The organism is Diaphorobacter sp. (assembly GCF_050251835.1).
In the GTDB taxonomy this organism is placed as follows: domain Bacteria; phylum Pseudomonadota; class Gammaproteobacteria; order Burkholderiales; family Burkholderiaceae_C; genus JBFXIE01.
In genome coordinates, this window is sequence record NZ_JBFWLZ010000002.1 from 55,986 (window position 1) to 72,444 (window position 16,459).

16 protein-coding genes are annotated in these 16,459 nt (G+C 67.3%); 9 read left to right on the top strand and 7 right to left on the bottom strand.

Translation table 11 applies throughout. The features are described from left to right. Window positions 1-51: 51 nt before the first annotated feature. Entirely contained in the window at window positions 52-480 is a 429-nt protein-coding gene (locus tag AB7E35_RS01165) for an Hsp20/alpha crystallin family protein (protein ID WP_428162080.1), read from the top strand. Between the two features lie 9 nt (window positions 481-489). Here AB7E35_RS01165 and AB7E35_RS01170 read toward each other — a convergent pair whose 3' ends face one another. From AB7E35_RS01170 to AB7E35_RS01190, 5 genes are all read right to left on the bottom strand, one after another. Further along, window positions 490-1,170: an ABC transporter ATP-binding protein gene (locus AB7E35_RS01170; RefSeq protein ID WP_428166915.1), complete on the bottom strand. Its 681-nt coding sequence runs from the start codon at window positions 1,168-1,170 to the stop codon at window positions 490-492. Next, on the bottom strand, window positions 1,167-2,165 hold the full coding sequence (miaA, locus tag AB7E35_RS01175; RefSeq protein ID WP_428166916.1) for a tRNA (adenosine(37)-N6)-dimethylallyltransferase MiaA: 999 nt from the start codon (window positions 2,163-2,165) through the stop codon (window positions 1,167-1,169). Before miaA ends, AB7E35_RS01170 begins: the two co-directional genes overlap by 4 nt. Beyond that, window positions 2,155-2,481: a hypothetical protein gene (locus AB7E35_RS01180; RefSeq protein ID WP_428166917.1), complete on the bottom strand. Its 327-nt coding sequence runs from the start codon at window positions 2,479-2,481 to the stop codon at window positions 2,155-2,157. The genes miaA and AB7E35_RS01180 overlap by 11 nt, the downstream gene beginning before the upstream one ends. 66 nt (window positions 2,482-2,547) lie before the next feature. Beyond that, on the bottom strand, window positions 2,548-2,985 hold the full coding sequence (locus tag AB7E35_RS01185; protein WP_428166918.1) for an HIT family protein: 438 nt from the start codon (window positions 2,983-2,985) through the stop codon (window positions 2,548-2,550). Between the two features lie 78 nt (window positions 2,986-3,063). Further along, entirely contained in the window at window positions 3,064-4,920 is a 1,857-nt protein-coding gene (locus AB7E35_RS01190) for an EAL domain-containing protein (RefSeq protein ID WP_428166919.1), read from the bottom strand. A gap of 263 nt (window positions 4,921-5,183) precedes the next feature. Here AB7E35_RS01190 and AB7E35_RS01195 point away from each other — a divergent pair, with 263 nt between their 5' ends. The 8 genes from AB7E35_RS01195 to AB7E35_RS01230 all read left to right on the top strand — a co-directional run bounded on the left by AB7E35_RS01195 (window position 5,184) and on the right by AB7E35_RS01230 (window position 15,403). Then, window positions 5,184-5,807 carry a Crp/Fnr family transcriptional regulator gene (locus AB7E35_RS01195; protein WP_428162074.1) on the top strand — a complete coding sequence of 208 codons (624 nt, stop codon included), beginning with the start codon at window positions 5,184-5,186 and terminating at the stop codon, window positions 5,805-5,807. Window positions 5,808-6,060: 253 nt separating this feature from the next. Next, window positions 6,061-8,229 (top strand): sensor domain-containing diguanylate cyclase, encoded by a 2,169-nt coding sequence (locus tag AB7E35_RS01200; protein ID WP_428166920.1) that lies wholly within the window; start codon window positions 6,061-6,063, stop codon window positions 8,227-8,229. 142 nt (window positions 8,230-8,371) lie between these two features. Then, entirely contained in the window at window positions 8,372-9,973 is a 1,602-nt protein-coding gene (locus AB7E35_RS01205) for an ABC transporter ATP-binding protein (RefSeq protein WP_428166921.1), read from the top strand. Beyond that, a complete protein-coding gene (locus tag AB7E35_RS01210) occupies window positions 9,960-11,033 on the top strand; it encodes an ABC transporter permease (RefSeq protein ID WP_428162071.1) in 1,074 nt (357 codons plus the stop codon). The genes AB7E35_RS01205 and AB7E35_RS01210 overlap by 14 nt, the downstream gene beginning before the upstream one ends. Beyond that, entirely contained in the window at window positions 11,033-11,953 is a 921-nt protein-coding gene (locus AB7E35_RS01215; protein WP_428162070.1) for an ABC transporter permease, read from the top strand. Before AB7E35_RS01210 ends, AB7E35_RS01215 begins: the two co-directional genes overlap by 1 nt. Window positions 11,954-11,973: 20 nt before the next feature. Continuing rightward, on the top strand, window positions 11,974-13,125 hold the full coding sequence (locus AB7E35_RS01220; protein WP_428166922.1) for a BMP family ABC transporter substrate-binding protein: 1,152 nt from the start codon (window positions 11,974-11,976) through the stop codon (window positions 13,123-13,125). 48 nt (window positions 13,126-13,173) lie between these two features. Beyond that, entirely contained in the window at window positions 13,174-14,331 is a 1,158-nt protein-coding gene (locus AB7E35_RS01225) for a BMP family ABC transporter substrate-binding protein (RefSeq protein WP_428166923.1), read from the top strand. 19 nt (window positions 14,332-14,350) lie between these two features. Then, window positions 14,351-15,403, top strand: a complete 1,053-nt coding sequence (locus AB7E35_RS01230) for an adenosine deaminase (RefSeq protein WP_428166951.1) — start codon at window positions 14,351-14,353, stop codon at window positions 15,401-15,403. 90 nt (window positions 15,404-15,493) lie between these two features. On the opposite strand, the gene kynB is transcribed toward AB7E35_RS01230, so the two are convergent. Both kynB and AB7E35_RS01240 read right to left on the bottom strand, forming a co-directional pair. Further along, a complete protein-coding gene (gene kynB / locus AB7E35_RS01235; protein ID WP_428166924.1) occupies window positions 15,494-16,189 on the bottom strand; it encodes an arylformamidase in 696 nt (231 codons plus the stop codon). 133 nt (window positions 16,190-16,322) lie between these two features. Continuing rightward, window positions 16,323-16,459, bottom strand: a 137-nt coding sequence (locus AB7E35_RS01240) for a YkgJ family cysteine cluster protein (RefSeq protein WP_428162130.1), incomplete at its 5' end; no start/stop codon positions are given.

A 16,459-nucleotide genomic window follows, 5' to 3' on the forward strand; every position in this document is an offset into this window, starting at 1 on the left:
ATGTTTGCCTGTTGTAGTCCCATCACTTGTTGCCACAGAAGGAGTTACACCATGAATTCGCTGGTCAGCCGTGGAAGTCTGTTTGACGATTTCTTCAAGGACTTTGCGCCCGGTTTCTATGTGCGTCCGCTGCATGGCGATGCGCTGCCCGAGCCGTCGCAGATCAAGATCGACGTGAAGGAGGATGACGGAACCTACACCGTGCATGCCGAGGTGCCCGGCGTGCCCAAGGAGGACATCAACGTCTCCATCGACGGCAACGTGGTCAGCCTGCGCGCAGAGGTGCGCCAGCACGACCAGAAGAAAGATGGCGAGAAGCTGCTGCGCAGCGAGCGCTACTTTGGCGCCGTGGCCCGCAGCTTCCAGCTGCCGGTCGAGGTGGACGCCACCCAGGCCAAGGCCAAGTACGACAACGGTGTGCTGACGCTCACCCTGCCCAAGAAACTGGGCAACAAGACGCAGCGCCTGGCAATCGAGTAAGCGTGGCGCTCACGCCGCCGGGGCGATGCCGCGCACCGTCAGGCGCAGCACCCGGTCGGCGCGTGCCGCGGCGGCCTGCGAGTGGGTGACCAGCACCAGCGCTGCGCCATGCTCGCGGGTCTGGGCGATGAGCAAGTCCATGACCCGGGCCGCCGTGGTGGGGTCCAGATTGCCGGTGGGCTCGTCTGCCAGCAGCAGGGCGGGGCGGTGCACCAACGCGCGGGCGATGGCCACCCGTTGCAGCTGTCCGCCGCTGAGTTGCTGCGGCAGCCGCTCGCCCAGGCCCTGCAGGCCCACGGCGGCCAGCATCTGCTGTACGCGTGGGTTGATGTGCGCGGCCGGCTGGCCCAGCAGCATCAGCGGCAGGCCCACGTTTTGCGCCACGTCCAGGTGCGGTAGCACATGGAAGGCCTGGAACACAAAACCCACATGGGTGCGGCGCCACAGCGCACGCTGCGTGTCGTCCAGCGGCCCCAGATCCAGGCCCTCGTGCAACACCTGCCCGGCATCCCATGAATCCAGCCCGGCCAGGCAATTGAGCAGCGTGGATTTGCCCACGCCCGAATCGCCGACGATGGCGACAAACTCTCCGCGCTGCACTTGCAGATCCACCCCTTCAAAGACCGCCTGCGCGCCGTAGCGCCGCGCCAGGCCGCGTGCTTGCAGCAAGGGTGTGGGCGCGCCGGTCATGTGCCGCCTTTCAGCACGCTGCCCAGCACGCGATCCAGCACGGCCTGAACCAGCTGCGTGGTGGCGCCGGTGGCGTCGCAGGCAATCACATGGCGCCCCGGCATGCTGCGCAGCCAGGTGATCTGGCGCTTGGCCAGCTGGCGGGTGGCGGCGATGCCGCGCTCGGGCAGGCTGCTCATGGGGTACAGGCCGTCCAGCGACTCCCAGGCCTGGCGGTAGCCCACGCAGCGCATGCTGGGCAGGTTGGCATGCAGGTCGCCTCGCTCGCGCAGGCGCCGCAATTCATCCAGGAAGCCCGCCTCCAGCATGGCGTGAAAGCGCTGGGCAATGCGCCCGTGCAGCCAGGCGCGGTTGTGCGGCTCCAGGGAAAAAAGGTTTGCGGTGCTGAGCAGTCGGTCGTTGGTGGAGGTTGTTTTTGCCGTGTGAAAGCTCGACAGCGGCCGGCCCGAGACATGCCACACCTCCAGCGCGCGCTGAATGCGCTGGCTGTCGCCGGGCGCCAGGCGCGCGGCGGTGACCGGGTCCACCCGCGCCAGTTCGGCATGCATGCCGCCCCAGCCGATGGCGGCCGCCTGCTGCTCCAGGCGTGCGCGCACGCTGGCGTCGGCGGGCGGCATGTCGTCAATGCCGTCAAGCAGCGCCTTGAAGTACAGCATGGTGCCGCCCACCAGCAGCGGCAGTGCGCCGCGCGCGCGAATCTCGCCGATGAGCCGCGTGGCGTCGTGCACAAACTCGGCGGCGCTATAGGCCTGCAATGGGTCGCGGATGTCGATCAGGTGGTGCGGCACGCGCGCCTGCTCATGCAGCGTGGGCTTGGCGGTGCCGATGTCCATGCCGCGGTAAACCAGGGCCGAGTCCACACTGATGATCTCCACCGGCTGTCGGGGCGCGAGTGCGTCGGCAATGGCCAAGGCCGCGGCCGTCTTGCCCGAGGCTGTGGGCCCGGCCAGCGCAATGGCGGGGATGCGATCTGCGGCAATGTGCTCAACTGGCATGGGCGGCCTCTTGCGGGGCATGGCTCTGCACCAGCGTCCAGGCGATGAGAGTCAGCAGCACGGACCTGCGGCCAAAGCGATCAGTCAGTAGCTTCCAGACCAGTTGTGAGCAGCCAAACGCCAGCGGCATCGCTGACGGCGTGAGCTGCCCGGCGGCGACGGGCGCGCCCAGGCTGCGCGTGAGTGCGGGCAGGTACACATCGGTGGTGAAGGGCTGAATGCTCGGCAGCAGGGCCGGCGCCACGAGGGCCAGGCCCGGGGGCGCGGGCACGGCGGGCGCATCCAGCGTGCCGACGGCGGCGGACGGAACGGACATGATGCGAGCGAGGGTAGCAGAGTCTGCGCGCGGCGCAGCCGGGGGCGTGCCGTGGGAGCGGGGTGGTCACAGCGCCGCGCGCAGGCGCTCGGCATGGCTCGCGAGCACGGCGGAGGGCGGCTCTTGACGTGGCCAGGTCAGGGCAATGCCGTCACCCTCATGGCGCGGTACCACATGCAGGTGAAAGTGCGCCACGGTTTGCCCGCCCAGGGCGCCGTTGGCCTGCAGCAACGTCAGACCGGGCGGTTGAAAGGCTGCCTGCACGGCCCGCGCCACACGGTGGGCGGTCCGCATCACGGCGGCGGCCTCCTCGGGCGTGGTGTCCAGCAGCGTGGCGGCGTGACGCTGGGTGGCCACCAGGACATGGCCCGGCGTGACCTGGCCGATGTCCATGAAGGCGACGGTCAGCTCGTCCTCAAAGACTTTGGCGCTGGGAATCTCGTTGGCCACCAGGCGGCAGAAGATGCACTGGCCGGGCGGCGAGGTATCGACAAACATGGGCATGGGACGTCTCTGCGGAGATTGTGTTGCAGGGGTGATCGTATGCCACCCCGCGGTTTTGGCGGGTGCGTGCCGCTCTCCTCAACGGGCGGGCACGGGTTGCGCATCCGTGCCGGCGCGTTGTCCCTTCGCCCTGCTGGCGGCCGTAGCATTGGGGACGGTGTCGCGCCAGGAGATGCCGTCGGGTGACTGCTTGGCATCGCGTTTGGCCAGGGCCGCGAGATTGGCCACATCTTCGGCCAGGCGCATGCTGCCGGGCGCGACGCGCACTGCACCGATCGACAGCGTGGTGCAGTAAAAGAAGCGATTGACGCCGTAGCGATCCTCCGCCCAGATGCCGCCGGCCTTGCGCGCGGGCTCGTCGAAGAGGGCCCTGGCCTCGCGCCCGAATTCGTCCACGATGCGCTGGCAGCGCTGCAGCCAGTCGCTGCTTTGAAACAGCAGCATGAAGTCGTCGCCGCCGACATGTCCCACAAAGTCGGTCTGCGGGTCGCAGTGGGTCAGTGCCAGGCGTGCCGCCAGACGGATCATCTGGTCGCCGCGCCAATAGCCGTAGTGGTCGTTGAAGGGCTTGAAATGGTTCAGATCGGCGTAGCAGGCAACAAATGATGCGCGCTTGTCCAGCAGGCGCTGCATGTGCAGGCTGATGGGGATGTTGCCGGGCAGTGAAGTGAGAGGGTTGGCGTGGCGCGCGGCTTCGATGCGCGCCTCGGTCACGCTGCGCACCAACTGTTCGCCGGTGCCCAGGCCCAGGTAGCGGCCGTTGTCGGTGACGATGAATCCGTCGCTGAGGTAGCGCTGGTCTTGCGAGGTCAGGATGCCCACCAGGTCTTCCACGTTGCAATCCAGCTCCACCACGCGCGGAGCGTCGTTGGCAAAGGCGGTACAGGGCTTGCGCCCGTGCACTTCCCGAAAGTACAGCGTGGCGTAGTGGTTCATGAAGTCCCGGCGGTTGATGATGGCCAGGGGACGGCCGTCGTCGAGCACCGCGATGGCATGCAGGTTGCTGTGCATGCGAAACAGCCCGGCCACGTCGTCATTGCTGGTGTGTGGCGTGACCGTAGGGGCCTGCACCGTGATCAGGCTGCGCAGGATGCCGGGGCGCACATGCTGGCTGCTGTGGGGCAGCACGGCCACGCGGCGATCCAGCAGCACGGTGGTGGCTGCGGGCTCTATGGCTTCGCGCGCCAGGACGGCGGGGCGGCCCAGCAGGTAACCCTGGCCGTAGGGAATTTCCAGGTCGCGTATGGCTCGCAGTTCTTCGCTGGTTTCTATGCCCTCGGCCACCAGCGTGGTGCCGAACAGGTCGGCAATGGCGCGTATGGCCTGCAGCATCTGCAGCTTTTCGGGGTGCTGATGGACGTCGCGGGTGAAATATTTGTCGATCTTCACGAAGTCGGGCCGTACTTCGGACCACAGGCGCAGGCTGGAGTGGCCGTCGCCAAAATCGTCCAGCGCCAGACGCATGCCGCTGGCGTGCACCTGGCGCAGCGCTTTGCACAGTGGCACCAGATCGGTTACGCGTTCATGCTCGGTGATCTCCAGCACCACCATGTGCGGGGCCACGCCCATTTGCCGCACCACGTCGGTCAGGGGCGCGGCGCCAAGTCGGCGCACGCCCCAGATCAGGGCGCTGGCGCTGATGTTGACGAACACCCGTCCCGGAGTTGACTGAGCGCCCCACTGCGTGAGGGCCTGGGCCACGCACATCAGCTCGAAGTCGTGCAGGATGTGTTCGTGGCGCGCCTGCTCCAGCAGCGCATCGGGCGACTGCAGCGGGCTGCCTGCGGGGCCACGTATCAGCGCCTCGTGCGAATAAATGCTTCCATCGCGCAGATTGGCCAGAGGCTGGAAGACGCTATGCAGCCCGTCCACTTGCAGAAGGCGCGCGACGGGGCCATCCCCATGCAGCAGCGCGGGCGACAAGATGTGCTGCATCGCCTCCAAAGCGTGGCGTCTGGGCTCGGGCATTGAGGGAAAACCTGGATTGCGAAAAATCGATAATAAGACAGTGGCATGAAAGGTATGTGACTGTGGGCAGTCTCTCTGAACACTGCCTGCGGCCTGCGGCGCTGCCTGGATCGACTTCCGGGTGGCAGCAATCCGGCGGTCAGGTGTGGGGGGGGCATGCGGGCGCGGCGCGCACTTTTATTTTGACCTTCCTCAAAGTGCAACAGGCGATGCACCGGCACAGTGGCGCCATGTTTTCCATTGCGTCCTTCAACCCGTCTGCGCAGGTAGAGGTGGTCAGCGCGGGCGAGGTACTGCGTGAGCGCCACCAAAGACCCGCGTCCGTGCTGTACGTGAACAGTGGCCGAGTGCTGCTGGGGGTGCGCGAGGACGGCGTGATGCGCCATCAGCTGGGCGTGGTGGAAGGGCCGTTCTGGCTCGATGCCGCCACCGTTTTGCTGAACCAGCCTTGCGCGGTGGACATGGTGGCCGACACGCCGGTGCAGCTGCACCGCTTGTCAATCGATGATTTCAGACGCACTTTCAACGATTTGCCGCAGGCGGCGCAAACCCTGCTGCACGACATGGCCACAGGTTACTGCCAGCAGACAGAGCTGGCGGTGAGCCGCCTGGCACAAGACGCCGAGGCGCGTTGCGCCCAGTGGTTGTTGCAGCATGCGCACAACAGCGAAGATGGCGGGCTGCGCGTCACGCTGCACCAGCGCAAGCGCTTGATTGCGGCGCAACTGGGCATCGCCCCCGAGACGCTGTCGCGCGTGCTGCGCCATCTGCGCGAGCACGGCCTCATCTCCGGCACGGGCAATGTGCTGAGCCTGCCGCAGCCGCGCGCGCTGCAGATGGTGGCGGGCGGCTAGTCGTCCTGGCAACCGCGTCGGCTGCACGCCACTGTGCCTGACCTTGCGCCGGTGGCCTGACGGCCTGTGCCGACCAGACGTCGGTCAGTCCAGGCCCGGTCAGGGTTTTTCCTGAAAGGCTCACAGGGTTCCACCCAAGCCGGGCAGTGCAGGCCCTGCGTATATTGGTGCGGGAGTCGTCCCCATCCCATCCAGGCATGCCATCCACCGCTTCAGATCACATCGCCCGGGGTGTTTCGGTTGTGGAGCACCCATGACGCCGGCTGAACACGCCGCCGTGCCGGGGATGGCCGCTGCCGACCGGGACGCGGGCGAGCCTGGCTGGTTCCCCGGGCCGTTGGTGCGCAAGCTGGTGGCGGTGGCGGTGCTGGCTGTTGTGATGTCGGGCGCGATGGCGGTGTGGCTGGTGTCGCGCACGGTGGGGCAAGAGGCCATGCAGCGCTTTGTGCGCCAGCAAAACGACGAGGTGGAACTGGTGGCGCGCCTGCTGGCCAGCAAGATCGAGCAAAGCCAGAAGGTGCTCGATAGCGTGGCAGAGGGCATCACGCCCGAGGTGCTGGACTCGCCAGCCTCGCTGGAATGGCTGCTGCAGCAGGGCCTGCCGGCGGTGCGTTTTTTTGATGCCATCCAGGTGGCGCGCATGGACGGCACCCTCAGCGTCAACCTGCGTTACGGCAGGCTGGAGAAGGCCTCCGACCTCGATCCGGCCGAGCGCGACTATCTGGTGCGCACCTTGCTGGAGGGCAAACCGCTGGTTTCCGACCTCATTGGCACCACGGCGCAGGATGCGCGGGTGATGTTCACCCTGCCGCTGCTGCGCGGCGAGGGGCGCGTGACGGGCGCCGTGGCGGGCCTGCTGCGGCTGCAGTCGCAAGGGCTGCTGCCGCACTCGCTGGCCCTGCCGGCGCGCAGCGAGTCGCGGCTGATGGTGTTCACGCAAGACGGGGTGATCCTGTCGCACCCCGATCTGCAACGCGTGATGGGCCGCGTGCAGGACGAGCCCGGCCTGGCCGATGCGTATGCCCGTTGGCGCAACGCCGAGCAGCCGGCCGGCAGCCGCGGCGTGACGCAGGTGCAGCCCGGCCATGTGGTGAGCCTGGCGCGCGTCCCCATGCCCCAGTGGGTGGTGGCGCGGGTGAGCGATTCGCAGGCCATGCTGGCGCCGCTGCACGGTGCGCAGCGCCGGTCGTGGTGGCTGGCTGGCGCGGCGACGGCGCTGGTCGCCGCGCTGGCGATGGTGCTCATGGTCTGGCTGGCGCGCCCGCTGGCGCTGCTACGTCAGCGCGCACTGATGTCCGGTTCTGCGGCTGGCCCTGGAGCTTTATGTGCGGTCGATTCGGCCGCTGAATCTGATGCCCAATTCCTGGCCGACAACCCATGCCCGCAGTTGCAGCCCGATCCGTCCACCGAGCCCCCCTGGCCCCGCTGTCCGGGTGAGGTGGACGACACCGCACGCGTGTGCGCCTGGCTGATCCAGTCGCGGCGCCTTGCCCAGCGCAGTTTGCGCGCGGCGCAGCAGCAGCTTCAGCGGGTGCTGGATCATGTGCCCCAGGGCGTCGCGGTCACGCGGGGCGAGCACGTCGAACTGGTCAGCCTGCAGGCCTGTCGCATGCTGGGCTACACGCAGCAGCAGTTGCAGGGGCGCCATATGCTGGATTTGCTGACCGCGCGTGACGGCGGGGCCGACCTGGCGCGGCAGGTGCGCTCGGAGTTTGCGGCGCACGGCATCTTTGACGGCGAATTGCCCCTGCGCCGCGAGGATGGCAGCACCCTGTGGGTTCATGCGCGCGGCCATTGCGTGCAGCCAGACGAGCCGGCGCGCGGCATGGTCTGGACGCTGGAGGATCTCACCGCTGTGCGCGAAACCCGCCAACAGCTGGCCTGGGTGCGCACGCGCGATGCGCTGACCCAGCTCATGAACCGTGCCGAGTTCGAGCACCGCCTCGAAGTGCTGCTGCTCGAACGCGCACGGCGCCCGCAACTGCCAGGCGAGGCGCTGCAACACGAATGCGGCGTGCTGCTGTTCATGGACCTGGACCATTTCACCGTGGTCAACGACGTGGCCGGGCATGACGCGGGCGACGATGTGCTGCGCCGCCTGGCGCGTCTGCTGGAGTCCGAAGTGGGCAACAGCGGCTGGGCTGCCCGCCTGGGGGGTGACGAATTTGCGGTGCTGTTGCCCGGCAGCACCGTGTCGCGTGGCCAGGCGGTGGCCGAGCAGTTGCGCGCCGCCGTGCAGGCCTGGGAGCCCGCCTACCAGGGGCGCAGCTTCACGCTGGGCCTGAGCATAGGTCTGGTGCCGCTGCACCTTGGCTCGCAGGATGCGGCGGCCGTGCTCTATGCGGCCGACATGGCCTGCTACCAGGCCAAGCGCACCGGCCGCAACCGGGTGGCTCTGGCGCAGCTGCCCGCGCAGGCCTGAGAAGGCGCATGGGGCTGGCGCCCACTTGTGCTGCGGCATTGTTTTGCTATGAATAAAATAGCTGTCGACGCATGTTGAACAAGCGCTGCATGCCTTTTCGATTCATGGTGGTTCATGCGCAAACTAGGAGACAATCGCACCGATGAACCCTTCACCCCCTAGTGCCCCCGCCACCGGCACACCGCGGCTGCAGCTGACGGGCATCACCAAGCGATACCCGGCCGTGGTGGCCAATGATGGCGTTTCGCTCACGGTGCAGCCCGGCCAGGTGCATGCGGTGCTGGGCGAGAACGGCGCCGGCAAGTCCACCTTGATGAAGATCATCTACGGCGCCGCGCAGCCCGACGAGGGCAGCATGCACTTTGACGGCCGCCCCGTGCAGGTGCGCAACCCGCAGCAGGCGCGCCTGCTGGGCATTGCCATGGTGTTCCAGCATTTCAGCCTGTTCGACACCCTCACCGTGGCCGAGAACGTCTGGCTGGGCCAGGATCGCCAGGTGCCATTGGCCGAGGTTGAGCGCCGCATCCGCGCCACGGCCACCGATTACGGTCTGGACATCGACCCTTTGCGCCCCGTGCACACCCTCAGCGTGGGCGAGATGCAGCGCGTGGAAATCATCCGCGCGTTGCTCACGCAGCCCAGGCTGCTGATCCTGGACGAGCCCACGTCAGTGCTTACGCCGCAGGCGGTGGACAAGCTCTTCGTGGTGCTGCGCAAGCTGGCCGGCGAGGGCTGCTCCATCTTGTACATCAGCCACAAGCTGCACGAGATCCGCGCGCTGTGCACCGCCTGCACGGTGATGCGCGGCGGCAGGGTCACGGGCGTGTGCGACCCGTCGCAAGAGTCCAACGCGTCGCTGTCGCGGATGATGATCGGCGCCGAGCCCCCGGCCCTGGCGCACCGCGATGCAACCGTGGGTGGCGTGGTGCTGAGCGCCCGCGCCCTCAATCTGCCTGCCGCAGAGCCCTTCGGTGTGCCGCTGATCGACATTGACCTGGAAGTGCGCGCTGGCGAGGTGGTGGGCATTGCCGGCATCTCGGGCAACGGCCAGAAAGAGCTGCTGCAGGCCTTGTCGGGTGAAGACCCGCGCGCCGAGGCTGCCATGGTGCAGCTGGCAGGGCCGCAGGGGCTGGTGCCCGCCGGCCGCCTGAACCCGCGCCAGCGCCGCGCGCTGGGCCTGCACTTTGTCCCCGAGGAGCGCCTGGGCCGCGGCGCGGTGCCCACCATGGGCCTGGCGCACAACCTGCTGCTGACGCGCACCGACGCCGTGGGCGCGTGCGGCTGGCTGCGCATGGCGCGTCTGCAGGAGCAGGCGCGCGCCATCATCGCGCGCTTTGGGGTCAAGGCGGGCGGGCCGGATGCGGCGGCGCAGTCGCTGTCGGGCGGCAACCTGCAAAAGTTCATCGTGGGCCGCGAGATCGACGCCGGTCCGCGCCTGCTCATCGTCTCGCAGCCCACCTGGGGTGTGGACGTGGGGGCGGCCACGCAGATTCGTGGCGAGATCTTGCGCCTGCGCGACCAGGGTTGCGCAGTGCTGGTGGTCAGTGAGGAGCTGGACGAATTGTTCGAGATTTGCGATCGGCTGCATGTGCTGGCCAAGGGGTATCTGTCGCCGTCCGTGCCGCGCGCCGAAGCCACGGTGGAGCGCATTGGCGAATGGATGAGCGGCCTGTGGCACACCGAAGTGCAGGCGCGCCTGCGCGTGGCCGCCGTACCAGGGGAGGCGGGCCATGCTCAAGCTTGAAGCGCGGCCCCAGGCCTCGCGCCTGTGGGCTTATGGCTCTCCGCTGCTGGCGCTGGCGCTCACGGTGCTGATTGGCGTGCTGTTGTTCGCAGTGCTGGGCAAAGACCCGGTGCGCGGCCTGCAGATGTTCTTCTGGGAGCCCCTCAAATCGCCTTACGCGCTGGGCGAGCTGGCCCTGAAGGCCACGCCGCTGCTCATCATTGCGCTGGGGCTGGCAGTGTGCTTTCGCTCCAATGTCTGGAACATTGGCGCCGAAGGCCAGTTTGTGATGGGCGCGGTGGCCGCGGGCGGCATGGCGCTGCTGGCAGACAAGGCCACCGGTCCGTGGATCGTCCCGGCCATCCTGGTTGCCGGAGTGCTGGGCGGCATGGCCTGGGCGGGCATCACGGCGCTCTTGCGCGACCGCTTCAATGCCAACGAAATCCTGGTCAGCCTGATGCTGGTGTATGTGGCCACGCTGGTGCTGGGCTACCTGGTGTATGGCCCCTGGAAGGACCCGATGGGTTTCAACTTCCCGCAGACCCGGATGTTCGAGCCCGTCACGCAAATCCCCAAACTGCTTGCCGGCTCGCGCGTGACCGTGGGGCTGCCGCTGGCGCTGGCGGGCGCGCTGCTGCTGTGGGTGTTTTTGTTTCGCACGCGCGCGGGCTTTGCGCTGCAGGTGGGCGGGCTGGCACCTGCCGCGGCACGCTATGCGGGGTTCTCATCACGGCGCGCGCTTTGGGTGGCGCTGCTTGTCTCTGGCGGCGCAGCAGGCCTGGCCGGGGCGCTGGAGGTGGCTGGGCCCATTGGCCAGCTCACGCCCTATGTGCCGGCGGGCTACGGCTTTGCGGCCATCATCGTGGCCTTCGTGGGGCGGCTGCACCCGCTGGGCATGGTGCTGTCGGCGCTGCTGATGAGCATGTTCTACATCGGCGGCGAGCTGGCGCAGTCCCGCCTGGGCCTGCCCAAGTCGATCACGGGCGTGTTTCAGGGTCTGCTGCTGTTTACGCTGCTGGCCTGTGACACGCTGATTGCCTACCGCGTGCGGTGGGTGGGCGCCAGGGGAGGGCGCGGGTGATGGAAAGTTATGCATTGCTTTTGGGCAGCACGCTCAGCGCGGGCACGGTGCTGGCCATAGCAGCGCTGGGCCTGCTGATCAACGAGAAGGCCGGCATCGTCAACCTGGGCGCCGAGGGCATGATGCTGTGCGCGGCCATTGCCGCATTTGCCACCGTGGTGCACACAGGCAGCTTCACGCTGGGGCTGCTGGCGGGCATGGCCGCTGGTGCGGCGCTGGCGGCGCTGTTCGGCGTGCTGGTGATCTGGTGCAACACTAACCAGTACGCCACCGGCCTGGCGCTCAGCCTGTTTGGCGTGGGCTTTTCGGCCTTCGTCGGCATTGGCTATGTGCAGGCCAAGCTGCCGGACACGCCCAAGTTCGCCTGGCCGGTGCTGGGGGACCTGCCTGTGGTGGGGCAGGCGCTGTTTCGCCACCACCCGCTGGTTTATCTGACGGTGCTGCTGGCGGTGCTGATGGTGTGGTTTTTGTACCGCACGCGCGCCGGGCTGGTGTTGCGCTCGGTGGGTGAATCGCCGCAGTCCGCGCATGCGCTGGGCTACCCGGTGCGCCGCATCCGTCTGCTGGCGGTGATGGCGGGCGGTGCGTTGTGCGGGCTGGCGGGCGCCTATGTGTCCACTGTGTACACGCCGCTGTGGGTGGAGGGCATGGTGGCCGGCCGCGGCTGGATTGCGCTGGCGCTGACCACCTTCGCCACCTGGCGGCCCGCGCGCGTGCTGCTGGGGGCCTACCTGTTTGGCGGCGTGACCATGCTGCAGTTTCACCTGCAGGCCACGGGTGTGCAGGTGGCCAGCCAGTTGCTGTCCATGCTGCCCTACCTGGCCACCATCGTGGTGCTGGTGCTGATCTCGCGCAACCCGGCCTGGATACGTGCCAATATGCCGGCCTCGCTGGGCAAGCCCTTTTATCCCGGAAGCTGAACCCATTTTTGATCACTGCAATGAACACGCTGAATAAACGCACCCTGCTCAAAACCGCCGCCCTGTCGGCCGTCGCCCTGGCAGCCCTGTCCGGCTGCGGCAAGAAGGAAGAGGCAGCACCGGCCGCGCCAGCTGCGCCGGCTGCGGCCCCGGCGTCTGACAAGCTCAAGATTGCCTTTATGTACGTCAGCCCCATTGGCGACGGCGGCTGGACCTTTCAGCACGAACTGGGGCGCAAGGCCATCCAGGACAAATTTGGCGACAAGGTCGAGACCTCTTTCGTCGAGAGCGTGCCCGAAAGCGCCGATGCCGAGCGCGTGCTGCGCGACATGGCGGCCCAGGGCAACAAGCTGGTCTTTGCCACCAGCTTTGGCTACCAGGAGTTTGTGCAAAAGGTGGCGGCCGACCTGAAGGACGTGAAGTTTGAGCACGCCACGGGCTACAAGCAGGCCGCTAACGTCGCCACCTACGACACCAAGACCTTCGAGGGCGCGTACCTGGCGGGCATCGTGGCGGGCGGCATGAGCAAGACCAGGACGGTGGGCGTGGTGGCCTCGGTGCCCATCCCCGAGGTGGTGCGCAACATCAACAGCTTTGTGCTGGGCGCGCAGAGCGTGGACCCGTCCATCAAGGCCAAGGTGGTGTGGGTGAACGAATGGTTCAACCCCCCGAAAGAGGCCGAGGCCGCCACCAGCCTGATCAACGGCGGCGTGGACGTGATGTACCAGAACACCAACTCGCCCGCCGTGCTCAAGACCGCCGAAGAGCGCGGCGTGCGCGCCTTTGGCAAGGATGGCGACATGAGCGCCTTTGCGCCGAATGCGCATCTGGGCTCAGCCGTGATCGACTGGTCGCCGTACTACGCCAAGGTGGTGGGCGACGCGCTGGCGGGCCAATGGCAAAGCGGCGCGCACTGGTGGGGCGTGAAGGAAGGCGCGATCGACCTGCAAAAGATCGCCGCCGACGTGCCGCAGGACATCAAAGACAAGGTCGAAAAGGCACGCGCAGGCCTGAAGGACGGCAGCTTTGCCGTCTGGACCGGCCCGGTCAAGGACAACACCGGCAAGGAACGGCTGGCCGCAGGCCAGGTGGCCGACCTGAAGTTACTCACCGCCATCAACTTCTACGTGGCCGGCGTCGAGGGCAATGTGCCCGGCACCGACGGCAAATGACAGTTCACTGCAAGTCCAACCCCGTCAAATCCCGAAAGGACCGGCTTCATGACTGATCCGCACAAGCGCTCGTGGCTCAAGGCAGCCGCACTGTCAACCGCCGTGGCGGCTGCCGCCCTGGCTGGCTGCGGCAAAAAGGAGGAGGCGGCGCCCGCGGCCTCCGCACCCGCAGCAGCGCCCACAGCGCCCGGCGGCCCCCTGAAGATCGCCTTTGCCTACATTGGCCCCGTGGGTGACGGCGGCTGGACCTACGCCCACGACCTGGCGCGCCAGAAACTGCAGGCCGAGTTTGGCGACAAGATCGCGACCACCCATGTGGAGAGCGTGTCCGCCGGGCCTGATGCCGAGCGCGTGCTGCGCGACCTGGTGCAACAGGGCAACAAGCTGATCTTTGGCACCACCTTCGGCTACATGGATGTGATGCAGAAGCTGGGTGCCGAATTCCCCGACGTGAGGTTCGAGCACGCCACCGGCTACAAAACCGCCGCCAACATCCGCACCTACGACAGCCGCACCTACGAGGGCGCCTACCTGGCGGGCATCATCGCCGGCGCCATGACCAAGACCGGCACGCTGGGCGTGGTGGGCTCGGTGCCCATTCCGGAGGTGCTGCGCAACATCAACAGCTTTACGCTGGGTGCGCAAAGCGTGAACCCCGCCGTCACCACCAAGGTGGTGTGGGTCAATGAGTGGTTCAGCCCCCCGAAAGAGACCGAAGCCGCCACCAGCCTGATCAACGGCGGCGCCGACGTGCTGTTCCAGAACACCGACTCGGCCGCAGTCCTGAAGACCGCCCAGGAAAAAGGCAAGCGCGCCTTCGGCTGGGACAGCGACATGACCGCCTATGGCCCCCAGGCCCACCTGGCTTCTGCCGTGATCAACTGGCTGCCTTACTACGCCAAGGCCACGCGCGACGTGCTGGACGGCACCTGGGCCACGGGCCAGTACTGGTGGGGCGTTAAAGAAGGCGCCATCGACCTGGTATCGATTGCCGACGACGTGCCCGCCGAAGTCAAGGCCAGGGTGGATCAGGTCAAGAACGGCCTGAAAGACGGCAGCTTTGTCATCTGGAAGGGGCCCATCGTGGACAACTCAGGGCAGGCCGTGCTGGGGCCTGATGCGGTGGCCGACGACAAGTTTCTGGCTGGCGTCAACTTCTACGTCAAGGGCGTGGAAGGCCAGGTGCCGGGCGGCAGCAACAAGTAAAACAGTGGCCGCGCTGCCCATGTTCAAGGTACCGCCCATTGCCGCAGACCGGCTGCCCGGCCTGCTGGCAGCAGCCCCAAAAGCCGAGCTGCACATCCACATCGAAGGCTCGCTGGAGCCCGACATGATCTTTGCGCTGGCGCAGCGCAACGGCGTAGCGCTGCCCTATGCCAGCGTGCACGATTTGCGCCGCGCCTACGCATTCACCAGCCTGCAGAGCTTTCTGGACGTGTACTACGCCGGTGCCAGCGTGCTGCTGCATGAGCAAGACTTTTACGACCTGGCCCAAGCCTACCTTGCGCGGGCAGCTATGGATAACGTAGCGCGCGCAGAGATTTTCTTCGACCCGCAAACCCACACCGCGCGCGGCGTGGACTTGCATACCGTGGTGGGCGGCCTGCACCGCGCCTGCACCGATGCGCGCCAAAACCTGGGCGTGTCGGCGTCGCTCATCCTGTGCTTCTTGCGCCACCTGAGCGAGGAAGACGCCTTCGCCACGCTGGAGCAGGCCATGCCGCTGCTGGACCGCATCGTCGGCGTGGGGCTGGACAGCAGCGAGCTGGGCCACCCGCCCGAGAAGTTTGCCCGTGTGTTTGCGCGCTGCCGCCAGCTGGGCCTGCATGTGGTGGCCCACGCGGGTGAAGAGGGGCCACCGGCCTACATCTGGAGCGCGCTGGACGTGCTCAAGGCCGAGCGCATCGACCACGGCGTGCAAGCCGTGCGCGACGCGGCCCTGATGCAGCGGCTGGCGCAAGAGCGCATACCGCTCACCGTCTGCCCGCTGTCCAACCAGAAACTGTGCGTGTTCCCCGGTCTGGCGGCGCACAACCTGCCGCAACTGCTGGAGGCTGGACTTGCAGCCACCGTCAATTCGGACGACCCCGCCTACTTTGGCGGCTACATCAACGACAACTTCACGCAGACCTTTGCCGCCCTGCCCATGCTGACGGCGCAGCACGCGTGGCAGCTGGCCTTCAACAGTTTCGAGGCCAGCTTTGCCCCCGAAGCCGACAAGCGCCGCTGGCAACAGCAGCTGCAAGCGTGTTTTGAGCGGCATGCAGACCCTGCCTGAAGCAGGATTGCAGGGTATTTCGCTACATTTTTGATAGCTTCCAGCGCTTTTTAGACAAGGGCTGGGGCCTGAAAACCTGCCTTTCCCAGGTCAACCTGCGGATGCGCGTGCCATGACCACGCCTGCATGCGCACGCAGCACGGCTCGCACGGGCGAGGCGTCGGCGGTGGTCAGCTTGAGCGGCAGGGCGATGAGTTCGTAGTCGCCCTCGGGCACCTCGTCCAGCACCAGGTTTTCGAGCACGCGCAGACCGCGGCGGCGTATCACCTGGTGGCTGGGTAGCGGCCGGCTGTCGGCCGGGTCGATGCTGGCCGTGTCGATGCCCACCAGCACCACGCCCGCGTCGGCCAGGCACTCGATGGTCTGGGGCGCGTAGGCACTCAGGTAGGCGTCCCAGCGATCCACGGGCATGCGCGCATAGGTGCGCACCAGCACGCGCGGTGGCAGGTTGCCGGTGATTGCGTGGGCGATGTGGCGCCACTCGATCAGCGGGCCGCAGCCGATGGCGTGGATCACCCGGCAAGGGCCGATGAAGGCATCCAGCGGCAACGCGCCGATGGCCGCGCCGCTGTCGTCGTAGTGCAGTGGCGCGTCCGCATGCGTGCCCACATGTGGCGACATCGTGATGGCGCTGACATTCACCGGGCAGACCGGGCCGATGGTGGCGCACCACTGCTGGCGGTAAGGCGTGTCGCCCGGAAACACCGGGCTGCCCGCGTGCACGGGCATGGAGATGTCCCACAGCAGGCGCGGGGCGGGGCGCGGCGGTTCAGGCGATTGGGGCATGGCGGTGGGGTGCAGGCGGCTGGCTGATGGAGGTTGATGGAGGTTGATGGTGGTTGATGGTGGTTGATGGATGGAGGTTGTCTGAGGGATATTGCCTGAGGGCGATTGTCTGATGGCGCGAAAGGGCCGGTGGTCAGAGCACTGGGCCGTCCAGTGGCGCCAGTCGGTGGCGCTGGCGGGCGCGGTTGCAGGCGTCGCTGCCCGCCTCGAACTCGCGGCAGGGCGAGGGCCGCCACTCATAAATGCCGCAGGCCGCGCGCTGGCCCACCG

Coding starts and splice junctions, on each gene's coding strand:
- AB7E35_RS01165 (WP_428162080.1), top strand. CDS start 52: ATGAATTCGCTGGTCAGCCGTGGAAGTCTGTTTGACGATTTCTTCAAG.
- AB7E35_RS01170 (WP_428166915.1), bottom strand. CDS start 1,170: ATGACCGGCGCGCCCACACCCTTGCTGCAAGCACGCGGCCTGGCGCGG.
- miaA (WP_428166916.1), bottom strand. CDS start 2,165: ATGCCAGTTGAGCACATTGCCGCAGATCGCATCCCCGCCATTGCGCTG.
- AB7E35_RS01180 (WP_428166917.1), bottom strand. CDS start 2,481: ATGTCCGTTCCGTCCGCCGCCGTCGGCACGCTGGATGCGCCCGCCGTG.
- AB7E35_RS01185 (WP_428166918.1), bottom strand. CDS start 2,985: ATGCCCATGTTTGTCGATACCTCGCCGCCCGGCCAGTGCATCTTCTGC.
- AB7E35_RS01190 (WP_428166919.1), bottom strand. CDS start 4,920: ATGCAGCACATCTTGTCGCCCGCGCTGCTGCATGGGGATGGCCCCGTC.
- AB7E35_RS01195 (WP_428162074.1), top strand. CDS start 5,184: ATGTTTTCCATTGCGTCCTTCAACCCGTCTGCGCAGGTAGAGGTGGTC.
- AB7E35_RS01200 (WP_428166920.1), top strand. CDS start 6,061: ATGACGCCGGCTGAACACGCCGCCGTGCCGGGGATGGCCGCTGCCGAC.
- AB7E35_RS01205 (WP_428166921.1), top strand. CDS start 8,372: ATGAACCCTTCACCCCCTAGTGCCCCCGCCACCGGCACACCGCGGCTG.
- AB7E35_RS01210 (WP_428162071.1), top strand. CDS start 9,960: ATGCTCAAGCTTGAAGCGCGGCCCCAGGCCTCGCGCCTGTGGGCTTAT.
- AB7E35_RS01215 (WP_428162070.1), top strand. CDS start 11,033: ATGGAAAGTTATGCATTGCTTTTGGGCAGCACGCTCAGCGCGGGCACG.
- AB7E35_RS01220 (WP_428166922.1), top strand. CDS start 11,974: ATGAACACGCTGAATAAACGCACCCTGCTCAAAACCGCCGCCCTGTCG.
- AB7E35_RS01225 (WP_428166923.1), top strand. CDS start 13,174: ATGACTGATCCGCACAAGCGCTCGTGGCTCAAGGCAGCCGCACTGTCA.
- AB7E35_RS01230 (WP_428166951.1), top strand. CDS start 14,351: ATGTTCAAGGTACCGCCCATTGCCGCAGACCGGCTGCCCGGCCTGCTG.
- kynB (WP_428166924.1), bottom strand. CDS start 16,189: ATGCCCCAATCGCCTGAACCGCCGCGCCCCGCCCCGCGCCTGCTGTGG.